A 22,485-nucleotide genomic window follows, 5' to 3' on the forward strand; every position below is an offset into this window, starting at 1 on the left:
GCGTGCAAGTCGCTTTTAAGAGTCACTTGTTGAGTGTCCGCTCACGAGCTTTTTAAACGAATGTACTGACGCATAATTTGCTGGGCCAGTTCACGTCTGATTTGCTCTTTAAGGATGATTTCCTGCGTTTCTGTCGCGGTGATGTTGTCGGGGTCAATACTGTAAACGCGCTCAGCATAAAGGGTGCGCTCTGGCAGTAATTCATTGCCGTCACGATCAACCACACTTAAATGGATCACCGTTCTTAGCTCATACTCAGACGAACGGGCCAAACGTGTTAGAGACACGGTCCGTCGTATGTCCGACTGGTTTTTGAGCAGTAGCTGGATGTCGGCCTCTGGCAGCACCTCGACGCCATTTAACGTCATCGCTTGAGTGACCGCTCGAACCATCGCTGGACTGACGGATTCAGACACAATGCTGACGTGTGACAGCTCATCAGAAACACTATACGAACCACGTAAATGAAAACCGCACCCGCTGACCATCAAAGTCAGCAGGCACAGAAAACACCAGTGGCGTATGCGCAAGGACATCGCCATGATTAAAACTCCTAGCCGACCACTATGTTGAGTAGTTTATTCGGCACTGCAATTTTCTTACGGATCATTTTGCCTTCTATGTGCTTTTTCACATTCTCTTGCGCTAAGGCTAAGTGTAGAAGGGTATCTTCGTCAGCATCGGCAGCGACTTCTATGCGAGCGCGAACCTTACCATTCACTTGAACCACGATCTCAACCTTTGTGCGCGTCATCGCGGTTTCATCCGCCACGGGCCAAGCTGCGGCTACGACAGCATCTTGATGGCCTAACAGCGTCCAAAGCTCATGGGTGATATGAGGCACGATCGGTGACAAGAGTACCACGGCGGCCTCAAGTGCTTCCTGCATCACAGCACGGCCTTGATCAGAGGTGTCATCGAAACGTGACATCGCATTCGACAGCTCCATGATGGCGGCAATGGCCGTGTTGAACGTCTGACGACGTTCAATATCATCGGTCACTTTGCGAATGGTTTCATGCACTTTACGGCGCAATTCGCGTTGATCGTCCGTGAGTGCTTCGCTGTTCAGCTGAACCGTTGGAAGACCCTGGTTTAGATGGTCGTACACTTGCTTCCAAAGACGACGCAAGAAACGGTGAGCGCCCTCAACGGCTGAATCTGACCATTCCAATGATTGCTCTGGCGGTGCCGCGAACATCATGAAAAGGCGAACGGTATCGGCACCGTAGCGATCAATCATCACTTGTGGATCTATGCCGTTGTTCTTGGACTTGGACATTTTTGACATGCCGGAGACCAAAACGGGCTCACCATCATCCTTATGGCGGGCGCTGATAATGCGGCCCTTGTCGTCTGTTTCCGTGATCACGTCAGTGGGTGAAATCCAGACCTGGCCACCGCGCTCGTCTTCACGGTAATAGGTTTCGGCAAGCACCATGCCTTGGCAGAGTAGACGAGTGAAGGGTTCATCTGAATCGACAAGGCCTTCATCACGCATCAGCTTATGGAAGAAGCGTGAGTAGAGTAAATGCAGAATCGCGTGTTCAATACCCCCAATGTACTGATCAACGGGCAACCAGTAACGCGATTGTTCAGGGTCTAGCATGCCATCGGCTTTGTTGCGACTGGCGAAGCGAGCAAAGTACCAACTTGACTCCATGAAGGTGTCGAAGGTGTCGGTTTCGCGCTCAGCAGGGCCACCGCAACAAGGACAGGTGGTTTCAATGAAACTAGCGAGCTTTTTGATCGGAGAGCCAACTCCATCAAACTCAACGTCTTCAGGCAGAACAACGGGCAGTTGATCTTCTGGAACTGGCACAGGGCCGCAGCTTGCACAGTTAATGACCGGAATAGGAGCACCCCAGTAACGCTGGCGTGACACACCCCAATCGCGTAAGCGATAGTTAATGGTGACCTGACCACGGCCGCGTTTGCTCAACTCATTGGTGATGGCCTTAAAGGCAAGGTCAAAGTCCAAATCATCAAAATCGCCGGAGTTGATTAAGCTGCCTTTTTCTGTGAAGGCTTCTTTATCAAGATCGACGATGAGGTTATTGTCGATCGGTTCAATGACTTGCTTGATCGGCAGTCCATACTTTTTGGCAAACTCCCAGTCACGCTGATCATGTGCAGGTACGGACATGACGGCACCAGAGCCGTAGTCCATCAATACAAAGTTCGCCGTCCAAACAGGGACTTTTTTACCTGTCAGTGGGTGAGTCGCCTCAATTCCTAAATCGATGCCTTTCTTTTCCATGGTAGCCATGTCGGCTTCAGCCACTTTGACATTTTTGCAGTCATCAATAAAAGCGGCTATTTCGGCAGAGGTCTCTGCTGCTTTTAACGCCAGTGGGTGTTGTGCGGCCACCGCCAGGTAGGTTACGCCCATCAGCGTATCGGGGCGTGTTGTAAACACTTGAAGATCGCCGTAGTTGTCAACTTTAAACGACACTTCAGCGCCTTTTGAACGCCCAATCCAGTTACGCTGCATGGTTTTGACTTGCTCAGGCCAGTGTTCAAGCTTGTCCAAGTCATCCAAAAGCTGATCCGCATAGTCAGTGATTTTTAAGAACCATTGCGGAATTTTCTTACGCTCGACCAGAGCACCAGAACGCCATCCACGACCATCAATGACTTGCTCATTGGCCAGTACGGTTTGGTCAACGGGATCCCAGTTCACCTCTGATTCGCGTTTGTAAACCAAACCTTTCTTCAACAAACGTGTAAAGAACCATTGCTCCCAACGATAATACTCGGGATGGCAGGTGGCCAGTTCACGAGACCAGTCGTAACCAAAGCCCATTTGCTTGAGCTGATTGCGCATGTAGTCGATGTTTTCATAGGTCCATTTTGCGGGCGCCACTTTATTGTTGATCGCCGCATTCTCAGCCGGTAAGCCAAAGGCATCCCAGCCCATCGGTTGCAGTACATTTTTTCCCTGCATACGTTGGTAACGAGAGACCACATCACCTATGGTGTAATTACGAACATGTCCCATATGGAGTCGGCCGCTGGGGTAGGGGAACATGGACAAGCAATAAAATTTTTCGCGCGATGTGTCATCTACGGCTTTGAAACTTTGGTTATCTTCCCAGTACTGCTGGGCATTCGGTTCAATGGCCTGTGGCTGATAGTGCTCGTTCATTGTGTCTGATCAGATCTCTTGTTTGACGTCGGCACAGGCTGTTATGGATAAACGCGTAGGGCTCGATGTCAGATTAATTGGAAAGATGAGTCAATGCGGCATAGCATACAATATATGCAGAGATGCAAACAGGGCTTAATCACATCACCTTGCAGGTGAAGGAGACTTTATGAGCGACCCACTTAAAAAAACAAGCGATAGTGCTGCAAAAATGTCGCGTATCTACGACCGTGTCCTAGATCGCATACGTCATCAACTCGACGAAGCAGGCTATCAAACATGGGAGTCAGTTCAGGCCACGATCCGTGACGCAATCGAATTGGAGATGGCGGCTGAGGAAATGACGCGTGATGAGATAGATTTACTCAGCGCCTATATTGAACGCGACCTCAAGCAAATCGGCTATTATGCGCACGAAACGGGCGAGGGCATAGCCGCGTGGTTGAACTTTGATTTAAATGCCCTTGAGCAAACCATGGTCAAGCGTTTATGGGAATTGGCGGATCAAACTCGGGTGCAGCATGAGTTGCTGCGTGAGCAGCTTTCCCATTCTGAAACGGAGTATTTAGCCGGTGAAGTGACAGTACCGGGTCGATTGCGCTGTTTGAATTGCAATGAAGAGCAAGTGCTGATTCAAAGCAGCAGTCTTCAACCCTGTTCAGCCTGTGGTGCGGTGATATTTGTCCGAGATTCGCTGCCATGGCCGCCAGCCCAGCGTCATGAGCAGGAGAGCGAATAACAGAGTCGGCCATACACCCAAGTGTTGATAGGGTGTTTTGCCCTGCATCGCGGGAACCTCGGCGGTTAATACCTTGGCAACCTTGCGCGGTATTTGTGCTTCAATGCTGCCGTCGGATCGAATGACGGCAGTAATCCCATCATTGGTCCCGCGCAACAGCCAGCGGCCATTTTCGATGGCGCGCATCCGCGCAATTTGTAAGTGTTGATACGCTGCCAGTGAGTCACCAAACCATGCATCATTTGAAACGGTCAGGAGGAGCTGGCTGTTAAGTGCCGAGATGCGAGTTAATTCAGGGTAGGCAATTTCGTAGCAAATCAGCGGTGCAATGGCCCAATCCTTAACGGGTAGAGTGAGTTGGGTTTCGTGAGGCAGGCTAAATTCAGACATGGGTAAGTCGAAAAACGTAATCAACCCTCTGAGTTGATTTTCAAACGGCACATACTCCCCGAATGGCACTAGGCGCTGTTTATGGTAAACCCCTGAACTGCCACTAAAAATACCCAAACTATTGTGAAACATCATCAAGCTTTCATCATGTGGATTGCCCGTCATGAAAGGAAAGCCGCTCATCAAGGTTGTGTCGTTACTGTCTAAATAGTCAAAAAAAGGTTGGACGTACGGGGCTGCTTGAAAATATAGCGAAGGGATGGCGGTTTCGGGCCAAACAATTAAATCGACATCCTTGTGCGGCATGCTTAATTCAATTTGTTGATTAAGAATGTGCGGCAGATTATCTCCATCCCATTTATCGTGCTGGGAAATATTGGGCTGAACTAAAGCGACACGAAGCGGTGGTTTAGCTTCGGGAGTGGTCCACTCATTGGGTAGGAGCAGCGTTAAAAGGGGTAACGTGAGTGCGATGATTCCGGGCCCTGGGCGTTGGCTGCGTATGGCCTCCGTAATCCCGACAGCAAAGAGAAGCGAGAGTAATGAGAGTCCCCAAACACCGAGAATAGCGGCTAAAGAGCTTAAGGGGGTATCGATCCAAGCATAGCCTAAATAGAGCCATGGGAAACCTGTGAATAGCCAACTGCGCAGCCATTCAAAGATGATCCATACACCTACAAAGCCTAGCCATGCATAGCGTGGGATTCGATAAAAACGCGTAAAACACCAGCCTTGCAGTGCGAAGAGTGTGGCTAATGCCATGACAAAAAGGCTGGTGAGCAATACAGCAAGGGGAACGGGGGCGTAACCATAGGTATGAATGCTGACGTATACCCAAGAGACGCCCGCGCCAAAAAAGCCTAGGCCGTAACACCAACCAATCCAAATGGCCCGTTTCGCGCTAATGCCAGCGATGCTCAGGTAAAACAAAGCTGGGCTTAATAGTGCAAATAAAGGCATATTGAAGGGTGCAAACGCCAAGGTAGCCGTCAGGCCTGCACTAAGACTGACCGCTGGGCGAAGTAGACGACGTAGATTCAAACGGATGCCTATGATTGTTCAACCTGTAATAAGCGTATACGACGGTTGTCAGCCGATAAAACGGTGAAATTAAAGTGCTCAAAGCTCACTTGTTCCCCTTTTTGTGGCAAGCGACCAAAGCGTTGGGTGACTAAGCCGCCAATGGTATCGAACTCGTCATCTGAAAAATGACTGTTAAAGTGATCGTTGAAGTCTTCGATGGTGGTTAAGGCTTTGACAAGGTAGCTCTGTTCATCCAGTGCTTTGATATTGCCTTCGTCATCGTCATCGTCATGCTCGTCTTCAATTTCACCCACAATTTGTTCCAAGACATCTTCGATTGTGATTAACCCAGAGACGCCACCATACTCATCAACCACGACGGCCATATGGTTTCGTGCACCACGGAACTCACGTAATAGTACATTCAGACGCTTGCCTTCGGGGACAAAGACGGCAGGGCGTATGCAGTCTTGTAGGCTGAAGTTGTCGAGATTGCCATCCAGCATAAAGTTAAGCAGATCTTTGGCTAATAAAATGCCGATGACTTCGTCGGGATTTTCACCACAGACGGGAAAGCGTGAGTGAGCGGTCTCGATAATGATGGGTAAAAATTCCCGAGGCGCTTGGTTAATTTGCACCATTGTGACTTGAGAGCGAGGAACCATGGCATCTCGGACTTTCATATCCGAAACCTGCATGGCCCCTTCAATAATATTCAAGGCATCGTTATCAAGTACGCCAGCCTCAGCCGCATCATATAAACCTTGAATTAAGGCTTCCCGGGTAGGGGGTTCATCAGAAAAAGCCTGGGCTAGCTTGCCGAGCCAGCCTTTAGTGGCAGATCCCGATCGTTCTTCGCTCATAATGTCCTCTTAAGCGGATAAGTATGGATTTGAAATACCGAGCTGAGCAAGAAGATTGATTTCCAGTGCTTCCATCTCTTCGGCGTCAGTGTCATTTATATGATCGAATCCGATAAGATGCAAGAGGCCATGAATCACCATGTGCGCCCAATGGTGCAATAAGGGTTTGTTTTGCTCTTGGGCTTCGCGGGCAACGACATCTGCGCAGATGGCTAAATCACCAATTAAATCAGTGGGTATGCCCGGTGGCGCTTCAAAAGGAAAAGACAAAACGTTGGTCGAAGCGTCTTTTCCACGCCATGTGTGGTTAAGTTCTCGGCTTTCGTCTTCTGTGACAATGCGGATGCAGACTTCTGCTCGTAAGCGTCGGCCTGTCATCGCGAGCTTTAGCCAGCGTTCGAAGTCCGCTTCCGTGGGAAGGTTTTTAGGGTCTGTTTCATATAAAACATCGACAAAGTAACTCATGAGTGGTTCTCGTGTTTGCGTGAGCTTCTTTCCGCTTCAAGTTTCTCAAAACGATCATAGGCGACAACAATGTGTTGGACGAGCGGATGGCGTACCACGTCACGCGCGGTGAAGTGTGAAAAGCCTATACCCTCAACGCCTTTGAGCACTTCAATCGCATGCACCAATCCTGAACGGGTGCCTTTGGGCAAGTCAATTTGAGTCACATCACCGGTAATGACGGCTGTCGAGCCAAAACCGATACGCGTCAAAAACATTTTCATTTGTTCGCGAGTGGTGTTTTGGCTTTCATCTAAAATCACAAAAGAGCCATTGAGTGTCCGTCCACGCATGTAGGCTAACGGTGCTATCTCAATCACGTTCTTCTCAATGAGCTTGGCCACTTTTTCAATTCCAAGCATTTCGTAGAGCGCATCGTAGAGTGGGCGCAAATAAGGGTCAACTTTTTGCGATAAATCACCGGGGAGAAAGCCCAGTTTTTCGCCTGCTTCAACGGCAGGACGAACCAATAAAATACGGCTGACTTCTTCGCGCTCTAAGGCTTCAACTGCACAGGCAACGGCGAGATAGGTTTTGCCAGTTCCTGCCGGCCCAATTCCAAAATTTATATCGAGGGTTTGGATTGAGCGCACGTATCGTTGTTGGTTTTCACTGCGCGGGCGAATCTGCATCTTGCGTGTACGGATGGTGTAGTCGCGATCACCTACCCCAGAGGACGGCAGTTGCTGTTCGAGGCCAGTTTGTTGAAGTCCTAGATGGATATCGTCAGGGCTTAATTCTTTCCCTTTACACGCCTGTTGATACAGGTCCTGAATCAGGGGTTTGACTTGACGGCTGACGAGGCTATTGCCTATCAATTGGAATTTGTTGCCACGATTGAGCACTTCAATGCCCAAGCGCTCTTCAATCAGCTTAAGATGCTCATTCATCTGACCACAAAGACTGGCAAGAGCGGCTGGGTTGTCAGGTTCAAGCGCAAAGTTTACAGGTTGTTGGTTTGACAAGTTATCATCCTAAAGTAGCTGGCGAAGCATTAATGCGTTTGATCAAGTTCAGACGATACGAGTTCGCCAACCAAAGAGTTTGCATACGCCTGCACAATACGAACATCAGCGAAATGGCCTATTAAGTTGGGATCGTCGCAGCGGAAGTTAACCACTCGGTTATTCTCCGTGCGTCCCGATAGCTGGCCAGGATCTTTCTTAGAATAGCCATTGACGAGAATACGCTCGACATTCCCGACCATGCGACGACTGATCTGCATGGCTTGCTGGGTAATACGATCTTGAAGAATATTCAGTCTTAGTTTTTTTGTTTCATCGGTGACATTGTCGGGTAGATCGGCAGCAGGCGTGCCAGGACGACGGCTGTAGATGAAACTGAATGAACTATCAAAGCCTATGTCTTGGATTAAATTCATTGTGGCTTCGAAGTCAGTGTCTGATTCGCCTGGGAAACCGATAATAAAGTCCGATGAAAAGCTGATCTCGGGTCGTAGTTTGCGAATACGGCGCAGTTTAGACTTGTATTCCAAGACGGTATGCCCGCGCTTCATGGCCATCAAAATTCGATCCGAGCCACTTTGGACAGGCAGGTGAAGGTGGCTAACCAGTTCAGGGACATCCGCATAGGCTTGAATTAAGCTTTCACTGAACTCGACAGGGTGAGAGGTCGTGAAGCGAATGCGGTCGATGCCGTCGATGGCGGCCACACGGCGAATCAACTCAGCCAAATCGGCGTCGGTGCCATCGTTGGTGGCACCCCGGTAGGCATTCACATTTTGACCGAGCAGGTTAACTTCACGCACGCCTTGTTCTGCCAGCTCCTCACACTCTCTGAGCACATCGGCCAGTGGACGGCTAACTTCTTCGCCGCGTGTATAGGGAACTACACAGAACGTACAGTATTTACTGCAGCCTTCCATGACCGACACAAAGGCTTCGGCACCTTCTACTTTGGGTGCGGGCAGATGGTCAAATTTTTCAATCTCAGGAAAGCTAACATCAACGATGCCGACGATGCCTTTTTTGGATTCATTAATCATCTCAGGCAAGCGATGCAGCGTTTGTGGGCCGAAAATCATATCGACATAGGGCGCGCGATCACGAATCGCTGAGCCTTCTTGGCTGGCAACGCAGCCGCCCACACCAATAATAAGATCCGGGCGCTGCTCTTTAAGCTTGCGCCAACGACCCAATTGGTGGAATACTTTTTCCTGAGCCTTTTCGCGGATGGAGCAGGTGTTGAGTAATAATACATCGGCATCATCAGGCGAGTCAGTCAGTTCCAGTGCATGACTTTCACCGAGAAGGTCTGCCATGCGTGATGAGTCGTACTCGTTCATCTGACAACCGTGTGTCTTGATAAACAGCTTTTTAGCCATGTGTCACCTGTGTTGCAAAAAGAGGTTAAAATCAGGATCGCGAATTATAGCCGAGCCGAGCCTTGTAGGCTACCGCTGGTTAAATTATAGACAAATTGGGTGGGATGATGGGATTGTCTTTAAAGTGGGCGAATATTGTCGGAGTTTTATGCGCGCTTTCATTCCTGGCAAGCAGTGTTCAGGGAGAGGGGCATTCTGCCTCCGTGTCTGAAGAGGATCAAGTGCTCACCCAGCAGCTCATGAGTCAGCTGCAAGAGTGGTACCGTGCCGCTGATGAAAACGATCCAGACGCCTATTTTAATCTTGGTCAATACTATCGAACCGGAATAGGCATCGAGCCTGATTTAGAACTGGCCGAATTTTTTTATGGAAAAGCAGCTGAATTAGGTCATCTATCGGCCCAGAAAAACCTGGCGACGCTCTATTATTTTGCCTTTCCAGATTCACCGCGCACCCAGCAGGCTCATGATTGGTGGTTACGTGCCGCGTATTTGGGCGACACAGAGGCCCAAATGCGTTTAGCAGCACTCTATTTTAAAGGCCCTGTGTTGATGGATCCAATTGAGGGGGCTGCTTGGGTGTTTGTCGCTGCCAGCTCAGGGGACATGAAAGCACGGCTGACTCAGGATCAGCTAGAAAGCAATTTATCGGCCGAGGCGCTTGTGCAAGTGAAAGAACGCCACGCTATTTTACAAACCCAGATGAAGCCTATGCCGCCCTCATCATTTGAGGCAAATCCGCAAGGCGGCATGCCTGAATACCCACCGATGCGGTTGAGCATTCCTGTGGGAGGACCAAGACACTATGTTCAAGTGGCTGCGCTTGCACAGCGCGAGGATGCCGAACGTATGGCTCAAAGGATTCAAACGGAGCATCAGGATCTGCTGGAGCAGCTGAGAGCCTATGTGATGGAATTTAGTTCAGCGACAGGGCGAGTGGTGTATCGTGTTCAAATTGGCTCGATGGATGAGGCTCGTCAGGCAGCAGAACTGTGTCGTCAATTTAAACAACGTCGTATGGATTGTTTTGTCGGGCGCGATTAAATTTTAAGAAGCAATCTCTGGGTTGAGAGTAGGAGCCTTGGCTTATTAACACGTCAAGCGCGACCATAACGATCCTCAAAGCGCACAATATCATCTTCACCTAAATACGAACCTGACTGCACTTCAATTAACTCCAGAGGGATCACTCCAGGGTTTTCCAGTGCGTGTACTTGGCCGATGGGGATATAGGTTGATTCGTTCTCAGTCACTAGGTAGGTTTTATCACCCTTCGTTACCTTGGCTGTTCCACTGACTATGATCCAATGTTCGGCGCGGTGATGGTGCATTTGCACCGATAGTTTTGCACCGGGCTTCACCGTAATGCGTTTGACTTGATAACGCTCGCCATGGTCGATGGCATCGTAAACGCCCCAAGGGCGATAGACTTCACGGTGATTTAGGTGTTCAGTACGACCCTCGGCCTTTAAACGCTCAACGATTTTTTTAACGTCTTGCACCTGATCCTTATGCGCAACTAACAGCGCATCTTGGGTATCGATAATAACTAAATTCTTCAGACCCAGTGTGGCGATTAGACGCTTGTCGCCTTTAACGAGTGTGTTGTGTGTATGTAAAGCGACGACATCACCACTAAAATGATTGCCCTCTGCATCTTTATCGCTTACTTCCCAAAGGGCTGACCAAGAGCCGATATCGCTCCAACCAGCATCTAGCGGTACCATGACCGCATCTCGTGTCTTTTCCATGACCGCATAATCGATGGAGTCTTCAGGGCAGGCAGCAAAGGCTTTGGCTTGTACACGAATAAAATCCAAATCAGAGGAAATATTCGTCATGGCCGCTTGGCAAGCGTTAAAAATATCGGGGCGCGACTTGGCTAGTGCATCCAGATAGCGACTGGCTCGAAACATAAACATACCACTGTTCCAGCAATACTCACCGGATTCAACGTAATCTTTAGCAGTGCTGAGATCAGGTTTTTCAACAAAACGACTGACCCTAAAACCACTCCCAAGTGCCTGCCCTTTTTGAATATAGCCATAGCCTGTCTCGGGATGGGTTGGTACTATGCCGAAGGTTACTAGCTTTCCATCCTCAGCAAGCGGCAAGGCACGGATGATGACTTGTTGAAACTCAGCTGTATTTTGAATCAAATGATCCGCTGCCAATATCAGTAGGATAGGATCCTGTCCTTGAGCTATGACATGTAGTGCTGCCAAAGCAATAGCGGGCGCGGTATTTCTGCCAACGGGTTCAAGGATGATCTTGGCCTGCTTAAGACCGAGCTGGCGCAATTGCTCGGCAGCGATAAAGCGGTGTTCTTCGTTGCAGATAAGCAAAGGCTGCTGCGTATTGATGCTGTCTAAACGGGCGATAGTGCTTTGCAGCATGCTCAGTGGGGAGGATGTTAAATGAAGAAACTGCTTAGCATAACCCATACGGGAAAGTGGCCAAAGACGGGTGCCTTGACCACCCGCTAAAATCACTGGAAAGAGGATGTTGTTGTTCATGGTGCAAGCATAAGCTCTGACTCATCAACACTCAAGATGCAGTGGAGGAGCGTTTCAGTGCTTGTAATACTCTTTATACCAAGCAATAAAGGCATTCACTCCCTGTTCAACAGAGGTATTCGGTGAGTATCCGGTGAGCTCAAATAAGGCCGAGGTGTCGGCCCATGTGGCAGGTACATCACCCGGTTGCATCGGCATTAGATTTTTGATCGCTTTTTTGCCAATCGCATCTTCCAGACACTCAATGAATTTCATTAAGTGCACAGGTTGCCCATTACCGATATTAAACAATTGATATGGGGGGGATTGCTCTGTACCAACGGGTGGCTTATCAAGCACTTGGATGACGCCTTCAGCAATATCATCGACGTAAGTGAAGTCGCGCTGCATATCCCCGTGGTTGTATACATCAATGGCTTGGCCTGAGTAGATGGCTTTTGCAAACTTCATCGGTGCCATATCAGGACGGCCCCAAGGGCCATACACGGTGAAAAAGCGCAGTCCAGTCACGGGCAGTTGATACAGATGAGCATAGGTGTAGGCCATAAGCTCATTGGATTTTTTGGTGGCCGCATAGAGGGAAATGGGTGTATCCACACGGTCATCGGTTGAGAAGGGCATTTTTGTGTTGTTGCCATAGACGGAGCTTGAGGTTGCATAGACGAGGTGTTTCACACCCGAGTGTCGACAGCCTTCTAAAACAGTCATGGTTCCGACGACATTGCTGTCGATGTAGGCCATAGGGTTGTCGATTGAGTAACGAACACCTGCTTGAGCCGCTAGATGGATGACAAGATCGAATTCGCTGTTGCGAAAAAGCTCACTCATTCCTGTTCGGTCTGAAATATCTAGACATTGAAATTGGAATGCCGAGTACGGGGTGAGTTGAGTTAAACGCGCGTGCTTGAGTGTTGGATCGTAATAGTCGTTGAGATTGTCAATGCCTGTCACATGATGGCCAAGGTTGAGCAGTCTGAGTGAAACCGCCGCACCGACGAATCCGGCTGTGCCAGTGACAAGTATCTTTGACATAGAAGGGTATCCCACACAAAAAAACAGCATCATAACAAAATTTTCAGTAGGGAGCAGATAAATAGATGCAGCGATCTACGACTTTTGTTAAGAAGGTGAGTCTTTAGCCTTAGCTTAAAAAAGAGTAGATTGGCTTTATAGAAAGTCTAGGATTCAAACGCATCAAGATGAGCAAACACTATCGTATGCATAAGTGAGCTTCCATGTCGATTCTCAGTATAAAGCGTCAACTTAAATTCCAAAAAATTGCGACGAGGACGGCGGCCGCTCTGTCTATTGCAAAAGAAAAGGGAGAGTTTGATGCTGCGATTAATGCATGTCTTAAGGATGTGGCAGCGCTGTTTAAAGTCGATCGAGCCTATATGTTCGAGTTTAGTCAGGACTTAACGCAGATTGAAAACACGCACAATTGGATAACTGAGGGGTTGTCGTTACCCAGCAATGAGCTGCGCTTTTTTTATGTCCAGGATGTCCCCTGGTGGAAAGAAACGATCTTTAAGCAGGGGTATGTCAGTGTTGGCGATGTTCAGCTTTTGCCCTCACATGCAACGCAAGAGCGAGACTTGTTTCCACGGTTGGGTATTTCCTCCTTTCTTGATGTGGTGATGTACGGCAGCGAAGGGAATATAACAGGCTTTATAGGCCTTGCCGGTATCACACAGCATAGGTCTTGGGGCTTGGCGGATCGACTTGCTTTACGAATTTTAGCGGGGATTTTGGGGTCGGCACTCGAAAGTCGCCGCGCCATGCAAATGATTCAGCGTCAGTCTCAATATAGGGTATTGATATTGGGTTTGGCTCAATCCTTCATCAACTTTCCTATTCATGAATGTGACGCAGTCATTAATAATGCGCTTGAGCGCATTGGGGTATTTTTTAAAGCCGATCGTGCATATGTGTTCGACTATGATTTTGACAATCAAACCAGCAGTAACACCTATGAGTGGTGTGCTGCTGGCGTCTCATCAGAGATAAACGGGCTTCAAAACATACCGCTGGATCATGTCAGTCATTGGTTGGAGTGCCATCTTCGTGGTGAACCCTTATTTGTTGGTGATGTACAGTCCTTACCGGAGAGCCATCTGCGTATGTTGTTGGAGTCTCAGGGTATTCAAAGCCTGATCAACGTGCCACTCATGAATGGGCACGAATGTTTGGGGTATGTGGGACTTGATATTGTTAATAAAAACTCGGTTGTGTTGGGTCGAGATGAGCAAGAGCTATTAGCTCTGTTTGCAAAGTTATTGGTCAATGTACAGTTACGGCTTCAGGCCGATCTGGTCATGAGACAAAGTGAAACGCGTGCCAAAGCGCAGCGCGTTGCAATTGCGAAGTTAGCCTTAAACTCCAATCTGATTGACGGAGATATGACGGATGCTGTTCGTTTTTTGCTCCGAACCTTATCAGAGGCGCTGGAGGTGGACCGAACGAGTTTTTGGATCTTAAATAATCATGATTTGCATTGCATCGTGGCTTATCATGCACAAGATGAATCGTTCTCAGATGGGCAAGTGATTCTAAGGGAGAACATCCCTCGTTATTTCAAAATCTTAAAGTCAGCTGAAGTGATCTCGATTGATAATACACAGAAGGATGTGCGGCTTCTGGAATGGAGTGATCTTTACACCAAAAAACTGGGGATTAGCTCTTTAATTGATGCTGGAATCTTTATCGATGGCGAAGTCGCGGGCTTAATTTCGGCAGAGCACTTAGGCCCTCCTCGTCAGTGGCATTTGGATGAGCAATCGTTCGTCTCTACCGTGGCTGCAATAGCCACGCAGTTACTGTTAAATGTCGAGCGTAAAAAAGCGGAAGAGCAATTGAAAGAGGCCGCGAGTGTATTCCAGCACGCAAACGAAGGTATCATGATTACGGAGTCTGATGGTACGATTGTCGATGTCAACGAAGCCTTTACACGAATAACGGGTTATACCGCCGACGAAGCCATCGGACAAAACCCACGTATCTTGAAATCAGGAAAACAGGATAAAGCCGCTTACGAGACCATGTGGAAAGCGCTGTTAACGGAGCGTTCATGGACAGGGGAAATATGGAATCGTCGTAAGAATGGAGAGGTCTACGCCGAAAGGCAAACGATTAGTGCGGTCCTTGATGACGAGGGCGAAGTAAAACGTTACGTTGCCCTTTTTTCGGATATCAGTGCACTTAAAGCACATCAAGAACAACTCGAATACATTGCGCATTATGATGCATTAACTGGGTTGCCTAATCGCGTTTTATTGGCAGATCGTATGCAGCAGGCCATGTCTCAAGCTTTGCGTCGTGGTGAAAAAATGGCAGTTGTGTATTTGGATTTAGATGGGTTTAAAGAGATCAATGATGCGTACGGCCATAGTGTAGGCGATCGATTTTTAATCATGCTGTCGGCCAATATGAAATCTACGCTTCGCAGTAGTGACTCCTTGGCACGTCTGGGAGGCGATGAGTTTGTGGTTATTATGACCGACTTATCCAGCACAGATTCTTGCTTTCCTTTGTTGTCACGGTTACTGAGTGCGTCGTCCGAAAGTGTGCAAATACAGGATCGAGCGTTAAAAGTATCGGCCAGTTTAGGCGTGACATTTTTTCCTCAAGTGGAAGCCATTGATGCTGAACAGTTGTTGCGCCAAGCGGATCATGCCATGTATCAAGCAAAAATGAGCGGGAAAAACCGCTATCATATCTTCGATGCCGAACAGGACCGTTTTGAGCGTGACCGTCACCAGTCGGTACAACGACTAGAACAGGCGCTGAATCATAACGAGTTTGAGTTGTTTTATCAGCCGAAAGTGAACATGCAAACACATGAAATCATTGGGCTTGAGGCATTGATTCGTTGGCGTCATCCAAAAAAAGGGATTCTATCACCGGGCTATTTCCTTTCTGAATTGCACCATCATCCGTTAATGGTACGTTTGGGGGATTGGGTGTTAAACACGGCTTTAGCTCAAATGTCTAAATGGCTTGAGCTGGGAGTGAGTGTTATTGTCAGTGTAAATGTTGACCCAATGCAGATGGTTCAGCCTGATTTTGTTGAAAAGTTGAAACACTTGTTACTCCACTATCCCACATTAGAACCTCAGAGCTTGGAGCTGGAGGTTCTTGAAACAAGTGCGATAGAGGATATGGCGCATGTGTCCGCATTACTGAAGAGTTGTAAGCAGCTAGGGGTTCGGATAGCTTTGGATGATTTTGGTACAGGTTACTCATCACTCTCGTATTTGAAACGCTTACCCGTCGATGTGATCAAAATTGATCAAGCATTCGTCAGGGATATGCTAGATGATGCAGACGATCGGAGTATCTTGCAGGGAATTGTGGGGCTGGCTGAAGCCTTTAACCGCCAAGTGATTGCCGAGGGCGTTGAGACCGAGGCCCATGCTCAGTTACTCATTGAAATGGGATGTATCTTGGGGCAAGGCTACGCCATTGCCAAACCCATGCCCGCTGAAGAGGTGTTGCCTTGGTTGGCCTCATATTCACAATCAGTGCATTGAAAGGCTGCGCTCAGGATGTTCCCCGAGCGCAGAGTCGGCTTACCTTAGACCTTGGTTAAGCGTAAGTAAGGACGCAGTTCATTCCAGCCTTGTGGAAAAATATCGCTTGCCGTTTCGTTGCTGATAGAGGGTGGGATGATGACTTCATCGCCTTTTTTCCAATCAGCAGGTGTCGCAATGCGTTTAGCATCACTCAACTGCAGCGCGTCGATGACGCGAAGAATCTCATCAAAATTACGTCCACATGACATAGGATAAGTCATGGTAAGACGAATTTTCTTATTCGGATCGATAATGAATACGCTTCTGACGGCCGCTGTCTCGCTTTCCCCTGGGTGAATCATGCCGTATAGCTCAGAGATTTTATAGTCTTCATCGGCAACGATAGGGAACTCTAAGGTTGTATTTTGGGTGTCATTGACATCTTCAATCCATTTGTTGTGTTCTTCAACCGTGTCGGTTGAAAGGCCTAGAGATTTAGTATTGCGTGCCGCAAACTCACTGGCTAATTGAGCCGTGCGTCCCATTTCTGTTGTACAAACTGGAGTGAAGTCAGCGGGGTGGCTGAAAAAGAAGACCCATGAATCACCGCTCCATTCGTGAAAGTCAATTTCACCTTGAGTTGTATCGATTTTGAAGTTCGGTGCGATATCGCCTAAACGTAATGACATGTGATATTTCCTCTTAGATTGTTGTGCATTCATTTAGTGACGCTAGATCATCAAATATATCTAATTGTAATAAGTATATTCTATTAATGAATATAATAGTGAAAATCAATCTAACATAAGAGAAGTCTAATTGAAAATAATTTAATATTAACTGTCGCTAGAGTTGTTTCAGTCGCGAAGGTTCGCATCCATTTCAATCACAGTACTTTAAAGAGAAGAACAATGGACATTAAAGCGTTAGAGCCAGGCTTCAGTATTTGTCATGCCATTCAGATATCCGATGTCAGCCGTATTAAAGCATTGGGTTTTAAAAGTGTTATTTGCAATAGAGTGCCCGGAGAAGCTGATGACTATCAACATGATTCGAGTCTTCGCCAAGCCATAGAGGCAGAAGGGCTGCTCTGGAAAGAGATTCCAGTCGTACCGGGTGAGTATACAGAAGAAGCAATTGAAGCCTTTGGGCATGCGATTGAGGTGCTTCCGACGCCTATCCTTGCTTTTTGTAGGACGGGACGCAGAGCGGTTTCTTTATGGGTTCATAACCAAGTTAAGTTGCAAGATTGTGACTTAGGCGCTTTGCTCAATGCGGCTCATGCCGCAGGCCATGACTTACAAGACAGTCGTCCCGCGTTAGAGAAACGCATGGCGAATAAAGCGTAAATGCGGTGCTGTTATCTGTATGAGCGCTGCCTTGAGATAGGTGTATAATTGCAGTGAATAAGGCGTGTCGGTCTGTTCGATGTCTGACGATCAATTCGCCGAACGTTACGGGTAATCTACGCATAACAAGGAGCTGTTTTGAAATGATAACAAATACCTATATTTTCCGCTTTGCCCTAGATAAGAAAATTATCCCCTCAGTCGCCTTGGGCTTGTGCTTAGGGTTTCATACGGCTTTCGCGACCGAGATGCCGGAGCGCTTTGTACCTGCTGTCTTGCCGATTGAACGCGTTGTGCTTTCAACCTCTGGAGTGGCGTTGTTTCAACAAGGCGGAAAGGTCGATGGGCAGGTCGAAGTGCAATTGCAGGCCAATACATCCGAAATGAATGATTTGCTCAAGTCCTTGGTCTATTGGGATCAGGGGCAAGGACGTATAGTCGGGGTCCGTTATCCGGGGCAATCGGCGTTGGAGCGTATTCTGTCGGGGTTAGCGCTGGATTTGTCGAATAACCCAGGTTGGGTTGACATTCTTACCCAGCTGCGAGGGCAAGAGATCACACTTGAACAGACCTCCGGTGCGACCTTAACGGCCCGCGTGCTAGGGGCGGATCGTCGAACGGTTCGGATAGGGGATCAGTGGCTTGAGTTGGATTATCTGAACTTGGTCTCAGATACAGGTTTGGAAAGTATCCAATTGGATCAAATTCGTCGTTTTGAATTGACGGATGTGCGTTTGCAGTCTGATCTGAGTCGAGCCTTGAGTGCTTTAGCGCAAGATCGTCAGTCCGAGCGTAAACGCGTGAGTCTGTATTTGGCTGGCGAGGGGGAGCGGGAGGTAGCGATCACCTATATAGCGGAAGCCCCTATTTGGAAAACCAGTTATCGTTTATTGCTTTCGGAAGGGAATACACAAGAGGCTGCTAGTCTACAAACCTGGGCCTTGGTTGAGAACACTAGCGATCAGGATTGGCATGAGATCAGCCTAGCCCTAATCAGTGGGCGTCCGTTAAGCTTTATCGAGGACCTTTATCAATCGCGTTTTATCGAGCGGCCTGTGCATGAGTCAGTTGCTTTCCAGTCAATAGTGCCCCAGACCTATGCTTTGGCCCGAGGAGCGGCTGCAGACACGGTGATTGCTGAAGGGGTGATGCCGTTAGCCATGTATGCACCGAGTCCTGCGCCAGCACCTGCACCTAGTTCAAGCCCCAGTCCAAAAGCCGGAGGAATTGATAATGTTGGAGGAGCGGATGTGGGGACGCATTTTGAGTATCGACTTGATAACGTAACCTTACCTCGGCAGCAATCCGCGATGTTGCCCATACTGAATGCTCAGGTTGAAATTACACCTGTGTCCATTTATGACGCTCAAGTGCACGCAAAGCATCCATTACGAGGTGCGCGTGTGCGTAACCTGTCGGATAAGCCCTTACCTGAGGGGCCGATGACGGTCATGATGGGGCAGAGTTATGTCGGAGATGCTCGCATTGATCATATCCCTGCTGGTGCGGAGCGAATGATCAGTTATGCGGTGGATTTAGACGTTCAAGTTCAGCGTGATGGTCAACAATACGACACCCAGCTAACACAAGGGCGGGTTGAAAAAGGAATGTTGATCTTACAGAAAACTCGCCAACGCGAGACGATTTATCATGCGACGAATGAATCGGCGCAACAACGTGATTTGATGGTGCTTCACCCGCGACACGCGGATTGGCAGTTGGCGAATCAAGCGTATGCCTTGGACGAAACCGAACAGCATTATCGCGTGACTCTAGATCTTGAGGCGCAATCTGAGCAACGTCTGATTGTTAAGGAAACACGCGTTGATTGGGAGCGTATTCAGTTAGGCCCCTTAAATGAAGCGCAGCTGCTCTATTGGTCAACACAAGGGGCGATTGCGGCTGACACTAAAGCGAAGCTGGCGGAAGCCGCCGCATTACGCCAAGCTTGGTCACGCGCGGAGCAGGTGCTAGCCGATGTAGAGCACCCGATTGCGCGTATTTATGAAGAACAGGCGCGTATCAGAGCCAATCTTGAAGTATTGGAAGCAGGATCATCGCTGTACGTTCGTTTAGTGGATCGTCTTAATCTGCAAGAAAATCAACTGGAACAGCTTGAAGCTCAGTTGCTGACGGCACAAAGTGATGTTCAGAAAGCACGCAGCACTTTTGAAGATTACATTGCCGGTTTGTAGTTCACCTTTTAAAACGCACTAAAGTCTTACACATCAGTGCGTTTGGCCGACTGCGAACGTTCAATATATTGATGAGTGAAGGCTAAGCCTAATAAACACAAGCCAAGCCCCATGAACGACACCACCCGCAGTAATCCGGTGAGCCCAGACATGTCGATCAGGAAGATTTTTCCTATCGTGATCATTAATAGCGCCATTCCGGCTTGATACAGTCGAGCTTGTTGGCGCAGGGTGCCATAGAGCAAGCTGGCGACGGCCATCATCAGCCAAACCAAAGAGTAGGTGTACAGCTCACCCCCTTCAGCTCGAGGTACTAGCGAGAGTTCTCCCTGCCAAAGATGTCGAATTTCCAGATTCAGAAAGATCCACGTGCCGATGCCTGCCAGTGCATAAAAGTGCGTTTGCAAAGCGGGCTTATAAAACTTGGCGGCCAACCCAAAGAGTAAAACAGGCGCGCCGTAAGCCAGCAATAGAAGGTTGGCGATGGGGCGGCTGCTGATCACCTCATTTGCGTGAAATAGCGGGTTAAACCAGGTTAAGAGCAAGCCGTAATTGAGCACGAGTGCCAGCAATAACAACTGAGCGGCTTTATGGTAAAAGGGCGTCAACTGCTCTGATAAGAAGCCTCGGTAGTAGTAAACCAACCCGAGCGCGCCCCACAGTACACCATTGAGCGCGGCTTCCGTAAAACCGTATTCATGTTTAAACATATTCCCAGCGTAGAGCCAGTAACGCAGTGCCATTGCACAGAAGAGTACAGCCAAGTGCAGACTGACGCCCTCTAGCCAGCGGCGCAGGCTGAGATCTTGGTTGAGTCTTGAGGCGATCAGCGTAAGGGCGAAACAACCCGCATAGATAAGCAAGGACGTTTCAAATCTTGGCAAAATCCAAGGCAAAATAGTGAGTCGTGTAAGAATCAGCATTAGGATGACTTTCATCAACCCCCTTAATAAAGGATGCGGGTTTTCTGTATGAAGCCAAGCAAGTGAAACGACTTGTGCTGCGAGTGCGAGTGTGAGTGTGGCCGTATCGAGTAAAATGATCACGGCCAATGAATAGCCAAGATGCCCTGCAAAGATCAACCAGGTTTTGCCAAAGTCTTTTTGTTGGCGAAGGTGTCCTCGTCCGATATAGGCCAAGCCTAAGATTAACGATAACGCACTGACAAAACCCTTATGCAGCGGAAGTTCGGTGTATTGCCAGATGAGCGCTAGTGCGATTAAGGGGAACAGAGTGCCTAAGGATAACGCGAGGGCCGGGTAGCGAGTCTTCTGTAACGAAAAAAAGGCAAAGCCACAATAGATGCATGTCCAAACAAGTAAGAGTTGCTGTAAAGCGAGCGAGTGTTCGGTGGTATTCGTCCAGCTGAAGCCTAAATGGACCAGTATGATAGCTAGGGACATGACTAGAACGCTGAGCCAAGGCAGAAGCTTTAAGTGTTCATTGCGGAGGCTGGCGACAAGAATGAGCAGCAGCAAGGGTGTCCAAGACAGAATTGCATGTTCCCATGCGGGGTTAAGCAGAAAGCCAATGGCCTGTGCGAGTAATAATAGGGCTAAGCCAAGGGTGAGTTGTTGTTGATCCTGTTGCTTTAGTCGAAAGAACGCGCTGAAGGATCGCTTTAATGGCTGATCAACGAAGACTTTTTTCAGGCGAAAGTTCGCGTGCGGTATGCTGATTAAGGCGTAGCCTGCCAGCGTAAGGTAGAGCCCAGTCCACTCAACACCATAGTTGGCGAGTTGCATCAGCCACCACCAGCCCAAAATACCCGCGAGGGTTAGAGCAAAAAGCCAAGTACGTTGCACATAGCGTTGCAGGAACAATGCAGCGCTGCTGATAATGAGAATGTAGACAAGTACCAATAAGGGTTCACCTCCACTGCCACCAAGCAATAAAGGCACCAAATAACCGCCTGTAATGCCGATGAGGGCAAGTGTGGGGCCGTGCCATAACGCCAATAACATGCTTGCGAGTGACACAAGCGCGAGTAATGCAAATACCAGAAGAGGTGGCCAGAGTTGATATAAATGCAGCGACGCTAAGATAACGCTGTAAAGCATGACACTGGCGCCGCCTGCCAACGCCGCAACGGCGGAGTAGGCCACTTGTGTTTTTCGCCTAAGCCACTCGGCTGCCACTAAAAGCGCTAAGCCTGTCATAATGCCAAGGGAAATGCGGGCGGTGGGACCAAGCAAACCCTGTTCAATGGAATACCGCGCGAGAAAAACACCGGATAGGGCAACACAGAGTCCACCCACCCAAACCATCCAGTTCCCAGATTTTGGTGAGGGGGTCTGGCGTTCCGTCGTAGCAACACTTTCGGGTTTAGGGTGTTTAGTGTCCTTACTATCCCAAGGGTCGACGACGGGTACCGCTGCAGCCTCAATAGGCCGCGCGTCAAGGGGAGTGGGTTTAGGCGTCGATTCGGAGGCACTCGTTGATTGTGCGGCCTCGTTTGAGGGGCGTTCGGACAGGATTTGCCGGTGGGGCCTTTCAACTGACGACGCCGTCGTTGCTTTAAGTTGCTCAAGTTCTGCAACCGTGCGCTTGAGTTTTTGCAGCGTAAAAAAATTGGTCCAACTCAAAATAATGCTGGAAATCAAGAGAAGTAAAAAAACAGCACCCAATAAAAACCATGCATCCATCATCTTCGTGTCGTATCCTTGCTTTTTGGTGTGTATTCTTTGTTTAGGGTTAGTGCTTTGATTGTAGCTGCAATGCGGTTAAGTCGCTTGGTCTCTGATGTCTATTTTCCTCCCCTTTGGTCAAGCACTGGGCTATGCTTCTATCCTACTTACCTAAGCGCTTAAGTGAAAGCCCGTATAGTCAACAATACCTGTTTTAAATCTGATAATTATTTGATTTTAATGTGTTTAATCGTTTTTTCTTATCGTTGTTCTAATA

The 22,485-nt window shown here is 48.5% G+C and carries 16 protein-coding genes; 5 read left to right on the top strand and 11 right to left on the bottom strand.

Going from position 1 to position 22,485, the window contains the following annotated elements; genetic code table 11:
- Nucleotides 1-41: 41 nt before the first annotated feature.
- Both F5971_RS07905 and leuS read right to left on the bottom strand, forming a co-directional pair.
- On the bottom strand, nt 42-542 hold the full coding sequence (locus F5971_RS07905) for an LPS-assembly lipoprotein LptE (RefSeq protein ID WP_036514037.1): 501 nt from the start codon (nt 540-542) through the stop codon (nt 42-44).
- A gap of 11 nt (nt 543-553) precedes the next feature.
- Nucleotides 554-3,148, bottom strand: coding sequence for a leucine--tRNA ligase (leuS, locus tag F5971_RS07910; protein WP_193494641.1), 2,595 nt, complete (start codon nt 3,146-3,148; stop codon nt 554-556).
- A 169-nt stretch (nt 3,149-3,317) separates the two neighbouring features.
- Here leuS and F5971_RS07915 point away from each other — a divergent pair, with 169 nt between their 5' ends.
- Nucleotides 3,318-3,887, top strand: coding sequence for a zinc ribbon-containing protein (locus tag F5971_RS07915; protein WP_036514034.1), 570 nt, complete (start codon nt 3,318-3,320; stop codon nt 3,885-3,887).
- Here the strand turns inward: F5971_RS07915 and lnt are convergent.
- From lnt to miaB, 5 genes are read right to left on the bottom strand one after another with little or no spacing between them, the layout of a single operon-like run.
- Nucleotides 3,807-5,318 (bottom strand): apolipoprotein N-acyltransferase, encoded by a 1,512-nt coding sequence (gene lnt / locus F5971_RS07920; RefSeq protein WP_036514031.1) that lies wholly within the window; start codon nt 5,316-5,318, stop codon nt 3,807-3,809. The two genes, F5971_RS07915 and lnt, sit on opposite strands and share 81 nt — an antisense overlap.
- Nucleotides 5,319-5,326: 8 nt before the next feature.
- A complete protein-coding gene (locus F5971_RS07925; RefSeq protein WP_036514028.1) occupies nt 5,327-6,163 on the bottom strand; it encodes a CorC family transporter in 837 nt (278 codons plus the stop codon).
- Nucleotides 6,164-6,172: 9 nt separating this feature from the next.
- Nucleotides 6,173-6,628 (bottom strand): rRNA maturation RNase YbeY, encoded by a 456-nt coding sequence (gene ybeY, locus F5971_RS07930; RefSeq protein WP_193494642.1) that lies wholly within the window; start codon nt 6,626-6,628, stop codon nt 6,173-6,175.
- A complete protein-coding gene (locus tag F5971_RS07935; RefSeq protein WP_036514023.1) occupies nt 6,625-7,632 on the bottom strand; it encodes a PhoH family protein in 1,008 nt (335 codons plus the stop codon). Before F5971_RS07935 ends, ybeY begins: the two co-directional genes overlap by 4 nt.
- A gap of 29 nt (nt 7,633-7,661) precedes the next feature.
- Entirely contained in the window at nt 7,662-9,011 is a 1,350-nt protein-coding gene (miaB, locus tag F5971_RS07940; RefSeq protein WP_193494643.1) for a tRNA (N6-isopentenyl adenosine(37)-C2)-methylthiotransferase MiaB, read from the bottom strand.
- 107 nt (nt 9,012-9,118) lie between these two features.
- Between miaB and F5971_RS07945 the strand changes: the two genes are divergently transcribed.
- Nucleotides 9,119-10,054, top strand: coding sequence for an SPOR domain-containing protein (locus F5971_RS07945; RefSeq protein ID WP_193494644.1), 936 nt, complete (start codon nt 9,119-9,121; stop codon nt 10,052-10,054).
- Between the two features lie 53 nt (nt 10,055-10,107).
- Here F5971_RS07945 and F5971_RS07950 read toward each other — a convergent pair whose 3' ends face one another.
- Both F5971_RS07950 and F5971_RS07955 read right to left on the bottom strand, forming a co-directional pair.
- Nucleotides 10,108-11,526, bottom strand: a complete 1,419-nt coding sequence (locus F5971_RS07950; protein ID WP_193494645.1) for a mannose-1-phosphate guanylyltransferase/mannose-6-phosphate isomerase — start codon at nt 11,524-11,526, stop codon at nt 10,108-10,110.
- Nucleotides 11,527-11,580: 54 nt separating this feature from the next.
- Complete coding sequence (locus F5971_RS07955) at nt 11,581-12,558, bottom strand: NAD-dependent epimerase (protein WP_193494646.1); 978 nt, start codon at nt 12,556-12,558, stop codon at nt 11,581-11,583.
- A 203-nt stretch (nt 12,559-12,761) separates the two neighbouring features.
- On the opposite strand from F5971_RS07955, the gene F5971_RS07960 reads away from it, so the two are divergent.
- Nucleotides 12,762-16,055 carry a sensor domain-containing phosphodiesterase gene (locus F5971_RS07960; protein WP_193494647.1) on the top strand — a complete coding sequence of 1,098 codons (3,294 nt, stop codon included), beginning with the start codon at nt 12,762-12,764 and terminating at the stop codon, nt 16,053-16,055.
- A gap of 44 nt (nt 16,056-16,099) precedes the next feature.
- Here F5971_RS07960 and F5971_RS07965 read toward each other — a convergent pair whose 3' ends face one another.
- Entirely contained in the window at nt 16,100-16,726 is a 627-nt protein-coding gene (locus F5971_RS07965; protein ID WP_193494648.1) for a peroxiredoxin, read from the bottom strand.
- A gap of 222 nt (nt 16,727-16,948) precedes the next feature.
- On the opposite strand from F5971_RS07965, the gene F5971_RS07970 reads away from it, so the two are divergent.
- Nucleotides 16,949-17,386: a protein tyrosine phosphatase family protein gene (locus tag F5971_RS07970; protein ID WP_193494649.1), complete on the top strand. Its 438-nt coding sequence runs from the start codon at nt 16,949-16,951 to the stop codon at nt 17,384-17,386.
- A gap of 143 nt (nt 17,387-17,529) precedes the next feature.
- Nucleotides 17,530-19,581 carry a hypothetical protein gene (locus tag F5971_RS07975; protein ID WP_193494650.1) on the top strand — a complete coding sequence of 684 codons (2,052 nt, stop codon included), beginning with the start codon at nt 17,530-17,532 and terminating at the stop codon, nt 19,579-19,581.
- A 26-nt stretch (nt 19,582-19,607) separates the two neighbouring features.
- On the opposite strand, the gene F5971_RS07980 is transcribed toward F5971_RS07975, so the two are convergent.
- Nucleotides 19,608-22,229, bottom strand: coding sequence for a DUF2339 domain-containing protein (locus tag F5971_RS07980; RefSeq protein WP_193494651.1), 2,622 nt, complete (start codon nt 22,227-22,229; stop codon nt 19,608-19,610).
- Between the last annotated feature and the right edge of the window lie 256 nt (nt 22,230-22,485).

The organism is Nitrincola alkalisediminis (assembly GCF_009821115.1).
Lineage (GTDB): Bacteria > Pseudomonadota > Gammaproteobacteria > Pseudomonadales > Balneatricaceae > Nitrincola > Nitrincola alkalisediminis.

Coding starts and splice junctions, on each gene's coding strand:
- F5971_RS07905 (WP_036514037.1), bottom strand. CDS start 542: ATGGCGATGTCCTTGCGCATACGCCACTGGTGTTTTCTGTGCCTGCTG.
- leuS (WP_193494641.1), bottom strand. CDS start 3,148: ATGAACGAGCACTATCAGCCACAGGCCATTGAACCGAATGCCCAGCAG.
- F5971_RS07915 (WP_036514034.1), top strand. CDS start 3,318: ATGAGCGACCCACTTAAAAAAACAAGCGATAGTGCTGCAAAAATGTCG.
- F5971_RS07925 (WP_036514028.1), bottom strand. CDS start 6,163: ATGAGCGAAGAACGATCGGGATCTGCCACTAAAGGCTGGCTCGGCAAG.
- ybeY (WP_193494642.1), bottom strand. CDS start 6,628: ATGAGTTACTTTGTCGATGTTTTATATGAAACAGACCCTAAAAACCTT.
- miaB (WP_193494643.1), bottom strand. CDS start 9,011: ATGGCTAAAAAGCTGTTTATCAAGACACACGGTTGTCAGATGAACGAG.
- F5971_RS07945 (WP_193494644.1), top strand. CDS start 9,119: ATGGGATTGTCTTTAAAGTGGGCGAATATTGTCGGAGTTTTATGCGCG.
- F5971_RS07950 (WP_193494645.1), bottom strand. CDS start 11,526: ATGAACAACAACATCCTCTTTCCAGTGATTTTAGCGGGTGGTCAAGGC.
- F5971_RS07955 (WP_193494646.1), bottom strand. CDS start 12,558: ATGTCAAAGATACTTGTCACTGGCACAGCCGGATTCGTCGGTGCGGCG.
- F5971_RS07960 (WP_193494647.1), top strand. CDS start 12,762: ATGTCGATTCTCAGTATAAAGCGTCAACTTAAATTCCAAAAAATTGCG.
- F5971_RS07965 (WP_193494648.1), bottom strand. CDS start 16,726: ATGTCATTACGTTTAGGCGATATCGCACCGAACTTCAAAATCGATACA.
- F5971_RS07970 (WP_193494649.1), top strand. CDS start 16,949: ATGGACATTAAAGCGTTAGAGCCAGGCTTCAGTATTTGTCATGCCATT.
- F5971_RS07975 (WP_193494650.1), top strand. CDS start 17,530: ATGATAACAAATACCTATATTTTCCGCTTTGCCCTAGATAAGAAAATT.
- F5971_RS07980 (WP_193494651.1), bottom strand. CDS start 22,229: ATGATGGATGCATGGTTTTTATTGGGTGCTGTTTTTTTACTTCTCTTG.